The sequence below is a fragment of the Butyrivibrio sp. NC3005 genome, from assembly GCF_000424545.1.
Classification (GTDB): Bacteria; Bacillota; Clostridia; order Lachnospirales; family Lachnospiraceae; genus Butyrivibrio.
The window spans coordinates 28,728-50,554 of sequence record NZ_AUKC01000015.1; the positions used below are offsets into that span (position 1 = coordinate 28,728).

20 protein-coding genes and 1 tRNA gene are annotated in these 21,827 nt (G+C 36.4%); all 21 read right to left on the reverse strand.

Annotated elements, in window-relative coordinates; genetic code table 11:
* Window positions 1–7 precede the first annotated feature (7 nt).
* Window positions 8–79, reverse strand: a tRNA-Trp gene (locus tag G634_RS0105275).
* A 344-nt stretch (window positions 80–423) separates the two neighbouring features.
* Complete coding sequence (locus G634_RS0105280) at window positions 424–1,599, reverse strand: iron-containing alcohol dehydrogenase (protein WP_026504407.1); 1,176 nt, start codon at window positions 1,597–1,599, stop codon at window positions 424–426.
* A gap of 85 nt (window positions 1,600–1,684) precedes the next feature.
* Window positions 1,685–3,067, reverse strand: coding sequence for a DNA repair protein RadA (gene radA, locus G634_RS0105285; protein ID WP_242826770.1), 1,383 nt, complete (start codon window positions 3,065–3,067; stop codon window positions 1,685–1,687).
* A gap of 38 nt (window positions 3,068–3,105) precedes the next feature.
* Window positions 3,106–4,845 carry a helix-turn-helix domain-containing protein gene (locus G634_RS0105290; protein WP_026504409.1) on the reverse strand — a complete coding sequence of 580 codons (1,740 nt, stop codon included), beginning with the start codon at window positions 4,843–4,845 and terminating at the stop codon, window positions 3,106–3,108.
* A 96-nt stretch (window positions 4,846–4,941) separates the two neighbouring features.
* Complete coding sequence (locus tag G634_RS0105295; RefSeq protein WP_026504410.1) at window positions 4,942–5,412, reverse strand: hypothetical protein; 471 nt, start codon at window positions 5,410–5,412, stop codon at window positions 4,942–4,944.
* A gap of 203 nt (window positions 5,413–5,615) precedes the next feature.
* On the reverse strand, window positions 5,616–6,026 hold the full coding sequence (locus G634_RS0105300) for a hypothetical protein (RefSeq protein WP_026504411.1): 411 nt from the start codon (window positions 6,024–6,026) through the stop codon (window positions 5,616–5,618).
* 312 nt (window positions 6,027–6,338) lie between these two features.
* Window positions 6,339–8,921 carry an ATP-dependent Clp protease ATP-binding subunit gene (locus tag G634_RS0105305; protein ID WP_026504412.1) on the reverse strand — a complete coding sequence of 861 codons (2,583 nt, stop codon included), beginning with the start codon at window positions 8,919–8,921 and terminating at the stop codon, window positions 6,339–6,341.
* Between the two features lie 30 nt (window positions 8,922–8,951).
* Window positions 8,952–9,326: a GntR family transcriptional regulator gene (locus G634_RS0105310; RefSeq protein ID WP_026504413.1), complete on the reverse strand. Its 375-nt coding sequence runs from the start codon at window positions 9,324–9,326 to the stop codon at window positions 8,952–8,954.
* Between the two features lie 119 nt (window positions 9,327–9,445).
* The gene (locus G634_RS0105315; RefSeq protein ID WP_026504414.1) at window positions 9,446–10,948 is read right to left on the reverse strand and encodes an SH3 domain-containing protein; all 1,503 of its coding nucleotides are present in this window, start codon (window positions 10,946–10,948) and stop codon (window positions 9,446–9,448) included.
* A gap of 151 nt (window positions 10,949–11,099) precedes the next feature.
* The gene (gene purD / locus G634_RS0105320) at window positions 11,100–12,380 is read right to left on the reverse strand and encodes a phosphoribosylamine--glycine ligase (RefSeq protein WP_026504415.1); all 1,281 of its coding nucleotides are present in this window, start codon (window positions 12,378–12,380) and stop codon (window positions 11,100–11,102) included.
* An 11-nt stretch (window positions 12,381–12,391) separates the two neighbouring features.
* The gene (purN, locus tag G634_RS0105325) at window positions 12,392–13,015 is read right to left on the reverse strand and encodes a phosphoribosylglycinamide formyltransferase (RefSeq protein WP_026504416.1); all 624 of its coding nucleotides are present in this window, start codon (window positions 13,013–13,015) and stop codon (window positions 12,392–12,394) included.
* Window positions 13,009–14,040: a phosphoribosylformylglycinamidine cyclo-ligase gene (gene purM / locus G634_RS0105330; protein ID WP_026504417.1), complete on the reverse strand. Its 1,032-nt coding sequence runs from the start codon at window positions 14,038–14,040 to the stop codon at window positions 13,009–13,011. Before purM ends, purN begins: the two co-directional genes overlap by 7 nt.
* A 49-nt stretch (window positions 14,041–14,089) precedes the next feature.
* Complete coding sequence (gene purE, locus G634_RS0105335; RefSeq protein ID WP_026504418.1) at window positions 14,090–14,596, reverse strand: 5-(carboxyamino)imidazole ribonucleotide mutase; 507 nt, start codon at window positions 14,594–14,596, stop codon at window positions 14,090–14,092.
* Window positions 14,597–14,677: 81 nt separating this feature from the next.
* Window positions 14,678–16,768 carry an aminopeptidase gene (locus G634_RS0105340; protein WP_026504419.1) on the reverse strand — a complete coding sequence of 697 codons (2,091 nt, stop codon included), beginning with the start codon at window positions 16,766–16,768 and terminating at the stop codon, window positions 14,678–14,680.
* 176 nt (window positions 16,769–16,944) lie between these two features.
* Complete coding sequence (locus G634_RS20180) at window positions 16,945–17,376, reverse strand: DUF6142 family protein (protein WP_051233703.1); 432 nt, start codon at window positions 17,374–17,376, stop codon at window positions 16,945–16,947.
* A complete protein-coding gene (locus G634_RS21340; RefSeq protein WP_026504420.1) occupies window positions 17,373–17,525 on the reverse strand; it encodes a hypothetical protein in 153 nt (50 codons plus the stop codon). Before G634_RS21340 ends, G634_RS20180 begins: the two co-directional genes overlap by 4 nt.
* A gap of 20 nt (window positions 17,526–17,545) precedes the next feature.
* On the reverse strand, window positions 17,546–18,232 hold the full coding sequence (gene pyrE, locus G634_RS0105355; RefSeq protein WP_026504421.1) for an orotate phosphoribosyltransferase: 687 nt from the start codon (window positions 18,230–18,232) through the stop codon (window positions 17,546–17,548).
* A gap of 16 nt (window positions 18,233–18,248) precedes the next feature.
* Window positions 18,249–19,175, reverse strand: a complete 927-nt coding sequence (gene pyrF / locus G634_RS0105360; protein ID WP_026504422.1) for an orotidine-5'-phosphate decarboxylase — start codon at window positions 19,173–19,175, stop codon at window positions 18,249–18,251.
* Between the two features lie 220 nt (window positions 19,176–19,395).
* Entirely contained in the window at window positions 19,396–19,950 is a 555-nt protein-coding gene (locus G634_RS0105365) for an ANTAR domain-containing response regulator (RefSeq protein ID WP_026504423.1), read from the reverse strand.
* A 32-nt stretch (window positions 19,951–19,982) separates the two neighbouring features.
* Window positions 19,983–21,302, reverse strand: a complete 1,320-nt coding sequence (glnA, locus tag G634_RS0105370; protein ID WP_026504424.1) for a type I glutamate--ammonia ligase — start codon at window positions 21,300–21,302, stop codon at window positions 19,983–19,985.
* Between the two features lie 278 nt (window positions 21,303–21,580).
* Window positions 21,581–21,811 carry a hypothetical protein gene (locus G634_RS0105375; protein ID WP_026504425.1) on the reverse strand — a complete coding sequence of 77 codons (231 nt, stop codon included), beginning with the start codon at window positions 21,809–21,811 and terminating at the stop codon, window positions 21,581–21,583.
* Window positions 21,812–21,827 lie beyond the last annotated feature (16 nt).

Below are 21,827 nucleotides of genomic sequence, written 5' to 3' on the forward strand. Positions count from 1 at the left end.
CATTTAGCAGGGGAAGCAGGATTCGAACCCGCATGAACGGTTTTGGAGACCGTGATACTAGCCATTGTATGATTCCCCTATTTAGTTATTTATTTGTGTCAGCGCTTTCTCTTGCCGACAGATGTTATTATAGCAAAGGGTATCTATGTATGCAAGCACTTTTTTTATTTTTTTCAATAAATCGTTATATGGTTTATTTATTGTCTTTTTATTGTTTTTTGGTTGGTTTTATAACTCAGTGCTGCATTTTTTGTGCAATGTAATAATGCCCTGTTTCCCAACAAGCTAACGTGCACAGACACACTACACTATTAGCTTCAAAGGAAAACAGGACATTTTCCATAAAATATTCGAATAAGTAACAGTATTAAATGTCACACCTTTTTAACAAGCTATTTAACTTATTTTCCAAGCAGGTTAATTTCATCTTGCCATTTCGAAGATTTTCTTTGCATCATCAGTATCCAATGGACGGATACGAGAAAGCTTCATAGTTCCATTAGCTGTTGCAAGAAGTGCAAGTTCACCAATTTCTTCCTTGCTAGGATTTAATCCAAGTCCTGAAATTGAAGTTGGCATTCCAATCAGACTAAAGAACTCAACTGTTTTCTTAATTCCTTCCTGAGCAGCTCTAACTTCATCACTCTCTTCTATGCCCCAGACTTTTCTTGCAAATCTTGCAAATCTGTCTGCAGCTCCCATATACAATTCATTTGCCCAGGCTCCCCAAACTGCTGAAAGTGATGCTCCATGTGTTACATCATATTTTGCACTAAGGGCATGACCAAACTTATGAACTGAGAAATCCTTACCTCTTCCAAGCTCCATCAGATTATTATGAGATAAGCTTCCTGCCCACATAATCTCTGCCATGGCATCATAGTTTTCCTGATTTTCCATCAGAATCTTAGCATTACTTATAACTGTTCTAAGGAGTCCTTCTGCAAGTTCATCTGTAAGCTGACATGAAATTCCCGGAATAAAATATCTTTCCATTGTATGCATCATAATATCAGTTATTCCAGCAAATAGCTGATACTTTGGCAATGTAAAAGCAAGTTCAGGATTCATGATTGCAAATTTGCAACGGTTAAATGGGGTATTAATTCCTGACTTTTTACCAAGTTCCTCATTTGTAAGTACTGCAGAATCACTCATTTCACTTCCTGCTGCTGGAATTGTAAGTACTGCTCCCACTGGAAGAGATTTTGTAACTGGAACTTTCTTGCTCCAAATATCCCAAAGATCTACATCTTTATTAGCTGTTCCATGAGCAATAGCCTTAGCTGTATCAATAGTACTGCCTCCGCCTACTCCGATAACAATATCAATGTTTTCTTTAACAGCAAGCTTTATTCCCTCTTTGGCATGAGCAACCGTAGGATTTGGCTTTACTCCGCCAAACTCTACATACTCAATTTCGTAGCCTTCAAGTGACTTCTCTACTCTTTCCATTAAGCCACTTTTTATAACACTTCCACCGCCATAGACCAAAAGAGCTTTCTTCATTCCTAAATTCTTTACTTCTGCACCGATTTTTTCTTCAGCATTTTTTCCGAATATAACCTTAGTAGGTGCCTGATATTCAAATGACTCCATAATTTCCTTCTCCCACAACTATAATTTAGCAGAGCCTTTCTAACCGAGTCTGCACGACAATTATACCACCAAAAACAAAAGTTTTTTAAAAGATTCTCATTGCATCCTGAACACTTTTAACTCCAATTATTGTAAGTCCCTCTATATCTTTTAGCTTACTTTCAAATGCCTTAGGCAAAATAATAGTTTTAAAACCAAGCTTCTTAGCTTCCATTACTCTTTGCTGTGTCATGGAAACGCTTCTGACTTCACCTGATAATCCCACTTCTCCAAAGGCTATCACATCAGGAGATATTGGTCTATTCCTAAAGCTGGAAATAATAGCAAGACATATTCCAAGATCAAGTGCCGGTTCCTGCAGTTTCATTCCACCTGCAAGATTCACATATGCATCACAGTCAGACATCTGGAGTCCAACTCTTTTTTCCAAAACTGCCATAAGAAGATTCACACGGTTATAATCTGTTCCGTTCGCCTGTCTCTTGGGAAATCCAAAATTCGTCCTGCAAACAAGTGCCTGTATCTCAATCAGTATTGGTCTTGTTCCTTCAACAGAACATGTAACAATAGAGCCACTTGCATCCTCTGGTCTTCCATCAAGCATAAATTCTGATGGATTTTTTACTTCCGCAAGACCGCTCTCTCTCATCTCAAAAACGCCAATTTCATTAGTTGAACCAAATCTATTCTTAACAGCTCGAAGCACTCTGTAACTAGCCTGTCTGTCTCCTTCAAAATACAACACTGTATCAACCATATGTTCCAAAACTCTAGGTCCTGCTACAGTTCCTTCTTTAGTAACATGTCCTACAATAAATGTGGAAATATTCATACTCTTGGCAATTCGAAGGAGTATAGCAGTAGCTTCTCTAACCTGCGATACACTTCCAGGTGCTGCCGAAACATTTTCACTAAACATTGTTTGAATCGAATCTATTATTACCACTTCAGGATTCACCCTTGTAATAACCTCTTCTATTATGTCCAAATTCGTTTCACACAAAAATTTCAGATCATCTGTAAATTCTCCAACTCTGTTCGCACGAATCTTAATCTGTTGAAGAGATTCCTCACCTGAAATATATAAAATGCTATGACCATCTTCTGACATATTTCTAGCTGCTTGAAGTAAAAGAGTAGATTTTCCGATTCCAGGATCACCTCCTACAAGGGTAAGCGAGCCTTTAACAAGTCCTCCGCCTAACACTCTGTTAAGTTCCCCGATATGCGTATCTGCTCTATCCTCTTTAGTAAGTTCTATGTCTTTAAGTGATTTTGGTACAATCTGTGTATGTCTGCCTTTGTCAGGAGCTGTTGCTGCTCCTAGTCCTGTTCTTGTATTCCTTGCCTGTGGTTTTACAACTTCTTCCACCATGGTATTCCATTCTTTACACGAAGGGCACTGCCCCATCCACTTAGATGATTCATATCCGCAATTCTGGCAAAAGAAAACTGTTTTATTCTTCATGCTAATCTCCATTCCGCCTTTTCTAGACTACCTCTAGCTTACAACAAAACGGAAACTAACGCATCACTTAGTTTAAAATTTGTTTCTTCTGGAAAATAATCCTTGAAGACTTTTATAAGCTTAACAACAAAACAATTATCCTTTTTTATTTTTTTCAGACATAACGCATATATCTCCATTATAAATAAAGTTACATGCAGATCGTACAAATATATGTCATATTCTCTAGACTCTACAAATTTAATTATTTTATCAAACTTTTTTTCTCTGAAAAGAGCATATGAATATAGCATTACTGTGGTTGGAAAAACTGTATTCGAATATGATAAATCTATAATCGTATTTCTATAATAAGATAGTTGTTTTTCCAATAAACAAATGCTTTCACTTACACGATTACACATAATTAATGAAAATGAAATATTATTCAAAATCATCATTTCAAGGCAGGAAAAATGGTAGGCATTAAATGTAGAAAATGAAATTCCTGAGAGCGTCTTATTAAGTATATTCCATAATCGAATAATCTTTTTATCGCTGCACTTTTGCTTTTCTATATCTATAAAACCCTTTAGTTGTTCATAAAAAATACCTTCTGAAAATTCTGGAATATTCTCATTTCTTATCATTTTATCCGGTACGGCTTCATCAGTTTTTATTTTTTTCACTCCATATGGAATATCTAATATCATTTCTGTTTCATTACCCCAATATACAAATGTATCCATTGAATAGCCTAGACGTTCAATAATTGTCCTAAAAACTATTGGCGAAGGCATAAGTATATCACTTTCCATTCTATAATAGTTCGATTTACTACATATTCCATTTATAGCTTTCTCAATAGGAACGTCACTAATATTTCTATAATATTTAAGTGCTTTTCCTATTGTAAAGCTTCTACAATCCGATCTATTTGTAAATTGTAAATCATCTGACATCTTTTTTAAAAAAAGAAGTTTATCATCTTCTAACTCTGAACTTTTGCCAAATGCCAAAAAAACATCTTTAGCAGACCATTTAAAGTCCTTGTCATTTGTTATCATTTCACGCACGGTAAACAGATGACAATACTTTTGTGAACGCACTGCGTAAATTTTGGATTTCTTTGCATATTCTTTTGAATTTGATAGATCATTGCAACTCGCACAAGAAAAAGAAAGAAGTGCATACATTGACATTTTAAGATAATCTTTCTCATATTTATTTAGAGGTGAATCATTAATAACTGCAGTCAAACTATTGAATCTTTCTTTCATAAGATAAGATTCTTCATACATATATCTATAAATATATACCTCAAATTGGAGAACAGATGTATATCTATCTGTTGAGATTTCACTTAGATTCATTCCTTCAAAAGCCTGACAGACATATTTTTGAGCATCTAAAAGAAACTTATTAATATTTCTAAAAAGGCTTGAAACCAACAATAAAAACTCCGCCTTTAGTCTTATATCTGAATTATCAATATCCTTGCACATTAGAAGATACTTTAGTGCAGCACCATCATTTCCACAGGTCAAACATAGTCTTACATTTTTAAAATTCCTGGCAATCAGAAAATCATTAACAGATGCGAACTCACTTATAAAACTTTCTTTTACACCAGCTTTTTTGCAAAAAAGATCAAAGTATTTTTTACTAATTCTTCTAGAACCATTTTCAAACTTACTCAAAGTAACAGTAGAACATATTCCTTCAGCAAACTCTTCTTGAGTCATTCCAGAGATCCTTCTCATTTTTTTCAGCAAAACCGCAGCATTTCTAACACACATAGTAGTCTCCATTGCTCTATTAGTATAGTACAAAATTGCAGGAATAATAATTATTATCCCTGCAATTTTGTTGAAAACATTTTTCCGGTTCAGACGTCATTCAAAAACAGAAGCACCTCCGTAATAATAAACGCCTGGAACATTATATGTCTCTTTTCCTTGCTTTAAAACAAGATGACCAACAGCAAGAACACTTCCATCATTAACTTCTGCAGAATCTAATTTATATTCATAACTAAACCCTCTGTATTTTTCTGGTTCAGAGGAAACCCATACATTTTCTATTTGTTCACCTTCAGGTTCAGACTTTCGTGTAACAACATTCAATTTTAATTTCACTTTTCCATCTATAAGAATAGGATTACAGTAATATCCAAATTCATCTTCAGGAGAAACCTTCTTCTCGCCGTACTCTTCAGCTTCTTTTTCAGATAAAATTTTATGCTCAGTTAAAAGCTGCTTTCTATTTTCAAGATTTAGTTTTTCTCCTTTTGTTTTAACAATAAAAAATATGGCAACTGCTATTACTGTTATTATCAACGGTACAACTAATATACGTTTGCACATTTTTTACCTCCTAAAACAACGTTTTAATCTTTATATATTGATTTTATCTTTTTTTCATACTTAATTCCATTAACTTTTCTGCGAAAATTATAAACTTTTATTATCTTATGAAGTTGTCTGTAAACAAAAATACACGAGGATACATAATATATCCTCGTGTATTACTATATTCTGTTTATTTTATTCAAAAGAAATACTGTTGTTTAGCATCTTTCAATTTCAACAGAAACAGGTTTGTCAGACATCTCAACGCTTACTGAAAGCTTTCCGCCAAGACCTGTCTTCATTCTACCTTCGCTAAGTCCATTAACTAAAACGTTATATTCAGTATTATCTTCCATGCCAAGTGTTATCTGCGCATCATTAGGACCTTCAACGCTAAAACTAACACCCTTTTCTGTTTCTTTGAATCCTGTGACAGCTGTACCTGGAACTGATTCATAGACAAACATATCATTTGATTCGAGTCTGGTGATATCCTTGAATGTCTTAACCTTAAGCAAATCTCCATTATGTTTGAAGCCTTCAAGCTTCTTCTTGTCAGGTAACATATAGTTACCAAAGCTCAATGTACCATCTGCTTCTGCGCGTAATAACTGTTCTACAACAGCCATAAGTGGAACCTCCTATATACTACATCAATATGAAAAGCCGCAACTGTCATTAGAAATGACAATTACAAAATTTATAATATTTCTTGCCCTCATTATAGCACATCTCCAAGAAAACAATAGCCAAAATAAATGCTTATTTTTTTGTCAATTTGCTATAAAGCCGCATATTTATTGACCTTCTTAAAACACATTAAAAGGGAGTTCATACTTTTTTAATGTTTTCTACTCATTTTTTTCTGATATTAACAAAATAACATCAGAAAACAACCTGAATAGTAGCATTGATGAACTCCCTTTAAAAAACATATCCTATTAATTTTCTGTAACTTCTGCTATCTCTTTTTCAGTCGCTTTTGAAGTAGATTTCTTTGTTACTTTTTTTCTTCCTGTTCCTGTTTTTGAAGCAGTCTTTGAAGACGTCTTTTTCTTCTTTCCTTGCTCCTTACTCTGACCAAGAAGTTTACTACTATATACAATCTTGTTATCTTTAAGTGATACAGAAACTTCGCTATCCCTTTTTATCTCACCTGACAATAAAGCCTCTGCCATAGAATCTTCTATTTCAGTCTGAATAGCACGTTTTAGCGGTCTAGCACCCATCTTAGCATCAGAGTGTTTATCAACAAGATATTTTTTAACAGCTGGGGCAATCTTAAGGTCTATTCCAAGCTGCGCCTTACATCTGTCTGAAAGTGTCTTAGACAAAAGAGTAACAATTTCCATCATTTCGTTTGTTCCAAGCTGATGGAATACAAGTATTTCATCTATTCTATTGATAAATTCTGGCTTAAACAGGCGTTTAACCTCTTCCATAACACCTGACTTCATTGTTTCATAATCTTTATTAGGATCTGAATGGGTATCAAATCCAAGCTTCTTAGGTTCTACAATTCTCTGTGCGCCTACGTTAGAAGTCATTATAATAATTGTATTTTTGAAACTGACCTTTCGTCCTTTTGCATCTGTAACATGTCCATCATCAAGAACCTGAAGAAGAACATTAAATACATCAGGATGTGCTTTCTCTATTTCATCAAACAATATAACAGAATACGGATTACGGCGAACCTTTTCTGAAAGCTGTCCTCCATCATCATATCCAACATATCCTGGAGGTGAACCTATCATCTTTGATACACTGTGAGCTTCCATATATTCGGACATATCTACACGAATAAGAGATTTCTCCGAACCAAACATTGCTTCTGCAAGAGCTTTTGAAAGTTCTGTTTTTCCAACACCAGTAGGTCCAAGGAAAAGGAATGATCCTATAGGTCTGTTTGGATCCTGAAGACCAACTCTTCCTCTCCTTATTGCCTTGGAAACAGCTTTAACAGCTTCTTCCTGACCAATCACTCTCTTGTGCAATGTTTCCTCAAGTCTTAACAATCTTTCGGATTCCTTCTCTGCAATCTTTTTTACAGGAATCTTAGTCCATAAAGCTACTACTTCAGCGATGTCATTTTCACCAACAGTAATTGAATTGCTCTGCTCTTTCTTCTCATTAGCAGCTTTCAGTCTATTATACTTTTTAATCAGAACACTCTGTTGACGATTTAGTTCTCCTGCCTGCTTGTAATCTTCACTTCTGAGAGCTTCCTCAACCTGATCATCAAGATCTTTTATCTGAGCATCCAGTTCTCTCATCTTGGTATTGTCACCCATCGAGCGAAGACGAACTGCTGAAGATGCCTCATCGATAAGATCAATAGCTTTATCAGGAAGATTTCTATCGTTTATATAACGACTTGATAATTCAACCGCTGCCTTAATCGCATCTGGAAGAATACGAACATGATGGTGCTCTTCGTATTTGTACAAAATACCATTAAGAATATCTGTTGTTTCTTCCTGCGTTGGTTCTTCTACAGAAACTGGCTGGAAACGGCGCTCCAATGCCGCGTCTTTCTCAACATACTTCCTATACTCATTAACAGTTGTTGCACCGATTAACTGAATCTCACCTCTTGCAAGTGAAGGCTTCAAAATATTAGAAGCATCAATTGCTCCTTCTGCACCGCCTGCGCCTATAAGAGTATGCATTTCATCGATAAAAAGAATAATATTTCCATCTTCTGAAACTTCATGAATAACTTTCTTTATTCTTTCTTCGAACTCGCCTCTATACTTAGAACCTGCTATCATTCCTGACAGATCTAAAGTTAAAAGACGCTTATTCTGGACAGTAAATGGCACTTCACCTGATACTATACGCTGTGCAAGACCTTCAACAACCGCAGTCTTACCTACACCAGGTTCTCCAATCAGACACGGATTATTCTTGGTTCTTCTGCTAAGTATCTGAATTACCCTCTTGATTTCTGTCTCTCTACCTATTACAGGATCAAGCTTTCCAGATGCTGCAAGTGCCGTTAAATCTCTGCTATACTGTGCAAGAGCAGACCCTTTCTTTCTACCATTTTGTCTTCTTCCAAGATCTTCTTTTACCAGGTTAGGATCTTCTCCCATAGCAGCAAGAGTTTCAGCATATAACTTCTGAACCGGAACATTTAAAGTACTTATGAGACGAACTGCAACATTTTCTCCATCTTTTATCAAAGCAAGCAAAATATGCTCTGTACCCGTTTTTGATGCATGAAAACGATCTGCCTGTCTATGTGCTTCTGCAAGAACCTGCTGAGCACGTGGTGAAAAGCCATCTCGATCCATGGTTGTAACACTTCCATCCTGGACGATCAGATCTTTCACAAGGTCCATCAGCTTTTTCTCGTCAATTCCATTATCTGCCAAAATTCTGGAAGCTACACTTCCCTCCTCACGAATTAAACCAAGTAAAATATGCTCTGTACCAATATAGTTTAATTTTAGAGTTTTGGCCGCCTTTCTGGCAGAACGAAGTGCATTGCTGGCCTTATCTGTGAACTGTGAATTCATCTGCCTAACTCCCTTCTCAATCTTTAACTATCAGTTGCCCTCAAAGCTATCATATATTTGGTCTACAAGACCGTGAATCTCGTCTCTTGTCACATTTTTGCAAAGAGCTCTAGCAAGAACAACAGCCAGTTCTTCTCTGGCTTCTTCTAATGCCTCTAATTTGTTGATATCAACTGCAATAACAACACCTTTTCTGCGGTCAATCTTAACAAAACCTTCTCTTTGCAAAATCGAATATGCTTTATTGACTGTATGCATATTTATGCCGATTGTATCTGCAAGAGTTCTGACACTTGGAAGCTGCTCGCCTTCTCTAAGCTTAGAGGTGGCAATTCCAAGTATAATCTGATTACACAACTGAATATAAATTGCGTCATCACTGTTAAAATCAATTTCTATTATCACTATCCCACCGCCTTTACCATACGGAGAATGCCTCTGTGATATAAATAGTATAACAGAATCAGAACTATGTCAAATCCTACAAATACTCTTTCGGCATACGTTGCTGTTATGATTAGCTTTTATCTTCCTCTGCGGTCACTTTTTCCATTCCCAAGATCAAGAAAACCAAATTCATCTTCGTCCATATCATCATCAACGAAGTTTCTGGCTCTTCTAGAAGACATTTTTGAACTACGCTCTGATTCTTTTGGAATATCAAAATCATCTTCATCAAATGGTCTTCTTCTATCATCTCTTCTTGAAGACATTCTTGCGTCTCTTACATTACTTCTATCTTCTTCAATTTCTTCATCAGAATAATCATCCTGATATTCCTCATCATCTACATATTCTTCATCTTCCGGATACTCTTCTACTTCCTGTTTTGCATGATGCCCCAAACCTGCAAATCTGCCTCTCTTTTTTTCCTTGGGTTCTTCTTCAGGAATATCCTCTTCAGAATAATCTTCCTGATCCTGTCCATATTCTTCACTATCATCATAGTAAAGAAGACTTCTTAATCTAAAGAACAGGAAAATAACAGCTCCACCCAAAATCACTACAAGAATACCAAGAATGATTGTAAGAAGTGAAAGCTTTGAACCTGAGTTTTTCTTACCATGTGTAAGTACATAATCATTTGCACTTAACACACCTGAAACTTCATACTGAAGCATTGGATCTTTTGTAGTATCAACAAGCTCATATTTTCCCTGCTCATCGATATAAATGTAATAAGTATCTGAATCTGTAGCAAGTCTCTTTGTTGGCTGCTGAGCTTGTTCCTGTGGCTGCTGTGAACTTTCTGCCTGAGGAGCATCCTGAGCACTCTCTGCCTGTCCTGCATTATCAGACTGACCTGCATTTGGATCTGCACTTGCATTCGGATCACCATTTGCATTTACGTTCGGATCACCATTTGCATTTGCATTCTGATTAGCTTCCGGAGCTGCACCTATCTGTACAAGATCAGCTCTAATAAAACCCTTTGCACCATTAGAAAGTGTAATATACAACCATTTCTTATTGTCTGTACCTGTAGCTGATCCGTATACAGTTACGCTATCATTTTTTACAACATGTCCAGCTACTGAATATGCTGTGCCTGCTCCTGAACGAACATTTGCTCCTTTAGTAGTAACAACTGCGTTCTGAGGATCCATAGATGTAACCTGTGTCTCTGGGAGCTGCTGCGCAGCAGGCTGTGTTTCGGAAGTAACCTGATTATTCTGACCATCTGTCTGAACAGTCACCTGAGCGCTGTTAGCATCTGTATTGACACCATCAGTCTTTGATACTAAATCTCCACGAACATATCCTGTTCCACCAGCAACATTTACCTTATACCAAACCTGTCCGGACTCATCAGTTGTTTCCTGAAGAATCTGAACTTTATCATCTTTCTTGAGGCTGCCTACAACATTGCTGCCTGTGTTTGTTTCTGAACGAACTTTTGCAGTCTGAGCAGAAACTGTACCATATGAATCTGCAAAACTAACTAAAATATTACTTGCGCTAAGTGTCGCTACTGTACAAAAAGCAGCTACTGTAAGCGCAAATCTCCCATGAATGTTTTTCTTCATATTATTCCCTTCCTCAAAATACATATTTCAGTTTTGGTAATATAAACCATGTTACCATTATAGCCCCAAATACGCAGAATGTCTCGGATAACTTTACCAAAAAATTACCCGAGACAATTTTTTTGTTAAAAATCACTACAAAAATTACAGTTTAAGCTTCATCTATTGCCTTACCAATATCATGACGCATATATTTTCCTTCAAAGTCAACCCAGTTTGTTGCTTCATAGGCTTTTTCTCTTGCTTCTTTCAAGGTTGCGCCCTTGGCTGTTATTCCAAGAACTCTTCCTCCATTTGTTACAACGTTTCCTTCCTCATCGAACTTAGAACCAGCATGGAAGCAGTAGTATCCTTCTTTGTTCTTGAAATTCTCAAGACCAGTAATTTTCTTACCCTTTTCGTATTTAACAGGGTAGCCGGCAGAAGCAAGTACTACACACACAGCTGCCTGATCTTCAAATTCAAGATTAAGCTTATCAAGTGTTCCATCAATAACTGCATCAAAAACATCAATAATATCTGTCTTTAATCTCGGAAGAACAACTTGTGTTTCAGGATCACCAAAACGTGTATTATACTCGACAACCTTTGGACCTTCACTAGTCATCATAAGGCCAAAATACAGAACGCCCTTGAATGGACGTTTTTCACTTGCCATTGCATCTACAGTTTTTTGATATATTCTCTCCCATCCCATTCTATCAATTTCTTCAGTATAGAAAGGACTTGGTGAGAAAGTTCCCATTCCACCAGTATTAAGACCAGTATCTTTATCTCCAATTCTCTTATGATCCTGTGAAGAGCTCATGAGCTTTATATTCTTACCATCAACAAATGCAAGAACCGAAACTTCTCGGCCTGTCATGAACTCCTCAATTACCATTTCATTTCCGGCACTTCCAAACTTTTTATCAGTCATAATCTCCTTGACACCATCAATAGCCTCTTGAAGATTATTGCAGATAAGAACTCCCTTTCCAAGTGCAAGACCATCTGCCTTTAATACAATAGGAAACTTTGCATTTGTCTCAAGGTATGAAATAGCTTTTTGCGCATCAGTAAATACTTCATAAGCAGCTGTCGGAATTCCATACTTTTTCATAAGATTTTTCGAAAAAGATTTGGAACCTTCTATTATAGCAGCATTCTTTCTGGTACCAAAAACTCTAAGTCCAGCCGCTTCATGCGCATCAACAAGGCCTGCACATAACGGATCATCCTGACTACATACTACAAGATCTATATCATTTTCTTTTGCAAATGCAATTTGCTTATCAAAGTCCATTACCCCGATTGAAGGGATGCACTCTGCAAGTTCAGCAATTCCAGCATTTCCAGGCATGCAATAAATTTTACTTACTCTTTTACTTCTGGAAATAGCCTCTACCATAGCATGTTCACGACCGCCGCCGCCGATTACCAATACTTTCATTTTTCTTCCCCTTAATCTATATATACTTTTCTGTCTTCAACACGTACTTTCCCCTGCGCAATAAGGTTAATTGCTTCTGGCAAAATCTTCCATTCTGCCTCTTCCATTACTCTTTGCTGCAGTATTTTTGGTGTATCATCCTGCTTAATCATAACAGCTTTCTGCAGGATAATTGGTCCTGTATCAGTTCCCTCATCTACAAAATGAACTGTTGCACCAGTAACCCTTACTCCTCTTTCAAGTGCCTTTTCATGAACATGTATTCCATAGAATCCTGTTCCACAAAAAGAAGGAATAAGTGAAGGATGAATATTGATTATCCTGTTCTTGAACTTACTTACTACTTTTTTAGGAATAACAACAAGACATCCTGCAAGTACTATCAAATCCGGATTAGCCTCTTCTAATGTATTAAGGAATGCTTCATTAAACAATTCTCTTGTTTCAAAAGATTTTGGAGAAATGCATTTTGAAGGAATTCCTGCATTCTTTGCTCTTTCAAGTGCATAGGCATTGGGATTGTTAGAATACACTAAAACAATCTCTGTATTCTTAATATTACCATCTTTTATGGCATCTATAATTGCCTGAAGATTAGTGCCTCCGCCAGAAACGCATACAGCTATTCTTAGCATAACTTAACACCTTTCTGACCTTCTTCAATATGTCCTACAACATATCCCTTGTCACCACTTGCTTCAATAGCTTTAAGGCATGCATCAACATCTTTTTCATCAACACAAAGAACCATGCCAAGTCCCATATTGTATGTGTTGTACATCATCTGTTCATCAACCTGTCCTTTTTCTTGCATAAGCTTGAAAATAGGTGGAATATCATAGCTATCCTTCTTAATAACAGCAAGTGCATTTTCTGGAAGCATACGAGGAACGTTTTCATAGAAACCGCCTCCTGTAATATGGCTGCAGCCTTTAACTCTAATTCCTGCATTCTTGATGGACTTCATCATATGAACATAGATACGAGTTGGCTCAAGAAGTGCCTCTCCAAGTGTTTTTCCCAGTTCATCATAATATGTTTCAAGGCTTTCCTTGGTCATATCGAAAATCTTACGAACCAGTGAAAAACCATTTGAATGAACTCCTGAAGATGCAACTCCTATAAGTACATCTCCAGCCTTAATAGTACTTCCATCTATAAGATCTTTCTTTTCACAAACACCTACGCTAAAACCTGCAAGATCATAATCATCTTCAGGCATAAGACCTGGATGTTCAGCAGTCTCTCCGCCTACAAGTGCACAATCTGACTGTTTGCAGCCTTCTGCAACACCCTTTACTATTGTAGCAATCTTCTCTGGATAGTTTTTGCCACAAGCTATATAATCAAGGAAAAACAACGGCTCTCCCCCTGCACACGCTACGTCATTTACGCACATTGCAACACAGTCGATACCGATTGTATCATGCTTATCCATAAGAAAAGCTAATTTCAACTTAGTACCTACTCCATCTGTACCAGATAAAAGAACAGGATGTTCCATATCCTTAATTGTTGCCAAATCAAAAGCTCCAGAGAATCCACCGATTCCTCCCATTACTTCTGGTCTGTTTGTAGCCTGTACAAACTCTTTCATAAGTTTCACGGATTCGTATCCAGCCTCGATATCAACGCCTGCGTTCTTGTAATTAAGTGCCATTGTTTTCTCCTTTTATAACCCTTAAACTATTTGGAATATCACTAAAAAATCAGTTATTGTAATTCTTATATCCAACTTTCTGAAGCTTCTCATCTTTCTTCAACACAGTAAGTCTTAAAGAATCTTTGTAATCCTTAAGTCTTTGAAGAAGCTCCGGATCAGAAGTTGCCAATATTTTAGCTGCAAGAATTCCTGCATTAGCTCCACCATTAATGGCAACAGTTGCAACTGGAATGCCTGTAGGCATCTGAACTATGGAATAAAGCGAATCTCTTCCACCAAGCGATGTTGTATGCATCGGAATTCCAATAACTGGAAGTGGGAAGATTGCTGCGCACATTCCTGGAAGATGTGCTGCCATGCCTGCACCTGCGATTATCACTTTAAGCCCACGTTCTTCTGCAGTGTTTGCATAATCAAAAAACTCTGAAGGCTCTCTATGCGCAGAAATAATATTCATCTCATATGAGATACCAAGCTGATCCAAAATATCAGCTGCCTTTGCCATAACGGGCATATCTGAATCAGATCCCATTACAATTCCAACCATTGCCATTTTTCTCTCCTCCTCTTGAAAAAGCAAAAAACAAAATAATTACTGCTTATCTGCACTAAGCTTTAAAGCAGAAAAAGTATATCACTGCAACTGCTCGAAAGGTTTGTTTAGTTCTTGTGTCCCTTCGAGTACAAAGCGACCATTTTGTATAATTAATATTTTATCTCCATCCTTAGTAACTACTGTGATTTCTCCAAGTTCGTTATAAGGAATAGTAATATCTGTATGACAACCAAAGTAGGCTTTTTCAGGATCAGTATCTCTTAAATCAGAGATTTCATTTGAACGGGCAATAATATTTTTGCCATCAGGATTACGTGTGATAATATCCTCTTCATGAGAATAACAGGTATCACCCACTGCAAAATGCGGTCCTGTTTTTTCTGCAATAAGTATTGGAAGCTTATCCTGAATATCAAATTTCCTTGCCATTACGTATGCTGTTGTATTAGTTCCAATTGCAAATTCTCCAATCGGAAGTGTATCATGATGAAACAAAATATTATCATCAATGTATTTCTTATTTTCTTCTTCAGAATCAAAATTTGAGCAGCTGTAGGAACTGATAACTCCATCTTTAAACTCAATAGTCAGATCTTTGAATAATAAACCGTTAAGATAAACAGATGAAACATACAAAGTTCCATTTGTATTCTTTAATACTGGGGATGTAAATACTTCACCAACAGGAATATTAACATCAGCTACACAGTTTTCAAAATTTGTTTCTTTTGATGCATCTTTAAGTTCATGAAGTTTTACGACAATATCCGTCTTGTTCTGCCCCATTCCCTTAACATGTACATAATCACCCTTATCAAGTGCATCAATAAGTGTCTGCTGAGTTCTTTGATAAAGCTTATAATCCAATGTATTAAGCTTAACAGTTTCATTGAATATCTCTTCATATCTGTCCCCAATTGATGGAACAGGAAATGCTATAATAGTGAAACTTCTCTCATCACCAGGAATATAATCGTTTGTAATAACTGCTGCCTGTACACGATATTTTCCAAGCTCTTTGGACTGTTCACTATCAAGATGAACAGCATCTTCGTTGTTTACAGGAGTAAAAGTCTTTTCTCCAAATACCTCGATTACTGCTGGTCCTGCGAAAGTTTTTGCAGAATCTTTGTATTCTTCTCCAGCACTCTTTAATGCTTCGAACTTCCTGTTAATTAAAGCCTTATCGAGAAACAGTCCATTATCATCTTTGTGATCATATAAATACTGCTTATTAGCTCCATCACATGCAAAACCATTCTGATTAATGCTATTACCTGTATAGAAAGTACTTGGATTAGCTCTGTAAATAGACGGCTCAAGTCCCATCTTTCTAAACTGGATAACTGCTGCCTTTACCATTCTTTCAAATCCAAGGTTGTAACGAATAGCAACAGTCTTTTTGATTGAAAGATCTTTTCCTGTGACTTCAAAACCAATTCTATAGCCTTCTGTATATGTTGAAGCCATTTTTTCGATTTCTTCATCAGACATGTTATTTAAATGCCTTGCAGTCTCAATCTCATTAACTCCGATATATTCCCCAAAAAGATAAAGATAAGAAACATCACTAAGATCACTATTCATAATAATGTCTTTTGCAAACGTATAACTTGATGGTTCTACAAGACTTGCAAAACGTTCTTTGCGACATTCCTCTTCATAATCACTATAGAAATAGTACATTATCTGTCTGATTTTTTCCTGTGAAGGGAGTTTTTTATCTTCTTCAAGAGAAGATGAGAATAAATAATAGATTTCCAAAAACAGTTCAAGACGAATAACAATCTGCCAAAGATTTTTCTCATATGCAAAAGCGATATTGCTTCGAAGTTCGTAGTAAAGAGATGATAAAAGTCTTCCATACTCTTGTCCTAACATCTTTACAGCATAAGTTGGATTTGCAAAGCTTTCTCCATAGTGTTCTGGAATTATATCACTGTAGATATCTTCCATAAGCTTTTTTCTGGATTCTTCATCCATTTTTAGAAGATCACCTTTAGATGAAAGACCATATATATTCAAAGTCTTTAAAAGAAATTCTGCTATGACATGAAAATAAACATCCAAAGCGCCCTTTGTTGCATCCAGGTTCTTTAGATGTTCATTTTCAATTTCTGAAATTCGGCTTTTAGCCAAATCCAGACGTTCTAAAAATAATTCGTTCATATAAAAAGTTCCTATCTAAACATTTTAAAATTCTTCTTTTATAAACAGGATTATAAATAAAAAAATCCTGCCTGATACAGATATCATTCTTCAAAATAGAAAAATGACATCCATACCCATGCAGTAAATATATTATTTCTGACTGACCATTCAGTCAAGTGTTTTTTTAGATTTTTTTAAAAAATAAATCCAAATACTGTGAGAACTATAATAAGTACCACATTTACAGTTCCCAAAAATATTCCCAAATTTGGAAACATATAAAAGATCTTGTTCTGCTTTCTGGATTGAACAGATAGAATTATTCCTGCAATGCTATAGCAAAGTGCTTGAAACATAGCTACACCATACTTGGCATCTGCCTTACCGCCAGCTTTAAATGCTCCATTGACACTAGATGCTATAAGGAATATTCCAACAAGCCCTAACACAAAAGACAAAATACCTTTCCTAGGATGAACATGATCTGTGAAGATAAGCCGTCTTCTTTGTATTTTTTTCCAAATCGACTGGCGTTTTTTCTTCTTTTTCTTTTTGCGATAGTGTGCTATTTCACCATCGTTTTCCCATTCGGGGGTTGGAATTCCCCTATCTACCTGCGTGTTCAAAATAAAATCTTCTTTCGGCCACTAAGAAGCTTTGCTCCGCTGATAATAAGCAATACGCCTGCAACTGTTCCACAAACAATCGATAAAATACCAAATGCAAGATTCAAAGCTCCAGAGTTACCCATCAACTTATAAGTTTTTTCTTCCATGCCGTAATCTCCTTTTCTTTTTACATTTTTACAGCGCCATACTGATTGTAGTAATCACTGATTCTGGATTTAATTTCATCATCCAATACTATTTTACCACCAATTTCACGATTATAAAGATATTCTACAACATCACTCATGGTAACAATTGCATGTGCATCAAATCCATACTTATCATGAATTTCATCAAGAGCACTTTTATCTGTTGTAAGACCTTTCTCCTGGCGATTCAAAGAAACAATAAGCCCAACAACTTCGATATCTTCTCCCTGAGCTTTTAAGATAGGGTATGTTTCCTCTATAGACTTTCCAGAAGTTGTGACATCCTCAATAATAAGAACTCTGTCATTTTTTTGAAGCTTGCTTCCAAGGAGAATACCTGTATCACCATGATCTTTTACTTCCTTACGATTAGCGCAATATCTGATATCCTTGCCATAGAGCTTGCTAATTGCAATACAAGTAGCAACACTAAGCGGAATTCCTTTATACGCTGGTCCAAACAATACATCAAAGTCTAGTCCAAAATTGTCATGAATTGCTTTAGCATAGTATTCGCCAAGTTTCATAAGCTGTGTTCCTGTTACATATGCTCCTGCATTCATAAAAAATGGAGATTTTCTACCACTTTTTAAAGTAAAATCGCCAAACTTTAATACATTGCTGTCAACCATGAAACTAATAAACTCTTCTTTATAGTTTTCCATTATCAAACCTCTTCTCTTATCTATTCAAAGCATTAGAAATATCATTTTTCATATCGATTACAGCTTTTCTTGCAGCTTCACCAATATTGTTTTCTCCGTATTGTGAATACTCTTCTTTTTGCCATGCTGCAATTATTCCTCTTGAGCTATTAACAATCGCGCCAAGACCATCTTCATTAAAGAATCCCACAAGATCCTTGCCTGTTCCGCCCTGAGCACCATAGCCTGGAACTAAAATGTAAGCATGAGGCATAACTTTTCTAAGAGCAGCTCCCATTTCAGGATATGTTGCACCTACTACACATCCAACATTTGAGTATGCGCCGTCCATAGAAGTAAGTCCCCATTCTTCAACTTTTCTGGCAACTTCTTCATAAAGAGGGATACCATTTTCAATTATACGATCCTGAAATTCTCCACTTGAAGGATTTGAAGTCTTGACTAAGACAAAGATGCCTTTATCTTCGGCATTACAAACATCGATAAATGGCTTTACACCATCACTACCCAGATAAGGATTAACTGTAGCGAAATCCTCATTAAAACCAGTGCAACGAGTATTTCCAACCTGCACGCTTCCCAAATGTCCAAGAGCATAAGACTCTGAAGTCGAGCCAATATCTCCACGTTTAATATCTCCTATTACAAGAAGACCTTTCCCGTGACAATAGTCAACAGTTTTCTGGAATGCAATAAGTCCCGGGATACCAAATTGCTCATACATAGCAATCTGTGGTTTAACAGCCGGAATCAAATCATAAACACCATCAACAATCTCTTTGTTAAAATCAAAAAGAGCGTTTGCTGCTCCTTCGGCGTTTTCTCCATATTCCTTAAAGTTCTTCACTTTGATTCTCTCAGGAATCATGGAAAGCTTAGGATCAAGCCCGACCACTATAGGAGCCTGTGTTTTCTGAATTGCATTTACTAATTGCTGAATCATGCGGTTGTACTGCTATTAAAAAATAATAGCTTTTCCTTTCCTAGATTATGATATGATGTTGGCATTTGCCATACAAACACTGGGAAAAGTCTAGAAATTATAGTAAATCAGACGTTCCCAATTGTTTATTAAATTGCCAAATGGCTTTGACCATGAAGCAATTCTATATCATATTATCATAATTTTAGAAAAATAGAACTCCCAAAAATTTTTTAATTTATCAAACGCTGTTAAGCGATATTACCATCTCTGCTGCTTCTACAATTCCGGTACCAGAATCCATAGAACACTTCTGCAAATACTTGTGAGCCTGTGGTTCTGTCATATTATGCCTTTCCATTAGAAGTTCTTTTGCCTTATTGATTGTCTCCTGCTCTTTGGGACTTCGCCCTGCTTTTTTCTTTTCCTTTAACTTCTTCCTGCGGTTATACAATTCTCCTAGCATCATGGTGATTGTGGATGCCAGTACATCCCCCTGAAGGGGGGTTGCAAGAGTCATGGCATTTCCGGCAAGCTCTATTCCGTCAAGCCTTGCCGGAGAAGCAACAACAAGCATTTGAAAATATGATGGTATATACTCTGACAATTCTTCGCATAGCATGTCACTTAATCTATAACCACAAACAAGAACACCGTTTCCAAGATTTTCCATGGCTTCAAGAGCCTGAGCTCCTGACGTACAGATAGCAGAAACATCTATGCCTTTTCTCATCAAAACTTTTTTAAAATTTGCAGCATCTGTCTCTTTAGCAAATGCAATAATAACATTCTGCATTTAGGAAAACCCCGACTTTCCCAATCTATAAATCAATACTTACCAAGATACTCTTTCATTTCCCATTGAGTTACGCAGCTTCTGAACTCTTTCCACTCTCTAAGCTTAGCATCCAGATACTTGTTATAAACATTTTGGCCAAGAACACTCTTTACAAATTCATTACTCTTGTAACTTTCTATTGCTTCTCCAAGGGTTTGAGGAAGTGTTCTTATGTCCTCTTTTTCTGCATCAAGCATTTGTATTTCTTTAGGCGGCATAATCTTTTTGTTTATTCCGTCAAGTCCAGCAGCTATGCATAAAGCTATAGCAAGATATGGGTTACAGGTTGCATCAGGATTTCTAAGTTCAATCGTTGTCTTCTTTTCTCTGGTGAAAGGAATACGAATAAGAGAAGTATGGTTGGCACTTGATGCTGTCCATGACATATTTACAGGTGCATCATATCCTGGAACAAGTCTCTTATAGGAATTAACCAGCGGATTTGTAACAAGAGATATCTCTTTCATGTGTTCCAAAAGTCCGCCTATAAAATAATATGCTTCTTCTGAAAGGCCTCGATTATCACTGGCATCTGTAAAAATATTGTTTCCTTTATCATCAAAAGCAAGAATTCCAATATGCATTCCAGAACCATTGACTCCCTCAGAAGGCTTTGGCATAAATGTCGCATAATAACCGTGTTTTCTGGCAATTGTCTTAACCGCCATCTTGAAAGTCTGAATCATATCAGCGATATGACCTGCTTCATCTGCTGCAAAATCAATCTCATGTTGCTGAGGTGCGATTTCATGATGAGATGATAGAATATTGAAATTCATATCTTCAAGATTTAATATAATATCTCTTCTGACATTTTCTCCCATATCTGCTGGTGCCACATCAAAATATCCTGCTTTTTCCTTAGTTGAAGGGACTGGATTCCCATCATCATCGCATCCAAAAAGGAAAAATTCCAATTCTGGAACAATTTTAAAATACATATTCTTTGAAGCGGCATCTTCCAAAACTTTTTTCAGAACATATCTTGGGTCACCATCAAAGGGCTTTCTATCCATTGTATATATGTCACAGAACATTCTGGCTACTTTCCCTGACTGTGGTCTCCATGGATAAATTTCAAATGTATCCATATCAGGATAAAGATACATTTCACTTTCGTTTGTTCTGACAAACCCCTCTACAGCAGAACCATCAAAAGTCAATTCATGATCAAGTGCCATTGCAAGCTGAGATGGAGTAATTGCTATATTCTTAGGTGTTCCAAAAATATCGCAAAACTGAAGTCTGATGAATGCAACATCTTCCTCCTCTACCATATTAAAAATATCTTCTCTTGTGTACTTTGACATAATACTCTCCCATTAGTTTTTATAATAAAAAAGGCAAAGCTACCGTTAATGAAAATATCATTTCGGCACCTTTGCCTGCTTATTGCAAGATTTATAAACACATCACTATTCTAAATGCTTATCATTTATTTTGCAAGTTTTTTTGAAATTTTTGATACCATTTTGCCGGCAAATCCCAAAATCACCATAAAAAACCCAATTCCATCATTTTTTCGCCCGCTGCATAATTAGCTGCATATTGTATCTTCATTTGCTACCATAAGTAATAGTTGCTATAATTACAGCACTGTGCAACTGTTTCTTTCCGGTCTATCATCATTCATTACATAATGAGCATTGAATTCCATATTAATGTCTCTTAATTCTCTTTTTCCATCAATATAATCCTGATACATATCAGCAAGACCTGATGCGCAACCATCACAACTTCCAAGCATGTTTCCAAGAGACTCTTCAACTATTTTTTCTCGTTCTTCTTTTGTTGTATCTTTTATCAAATATCCTGACATTTATTTTTCTTTCACC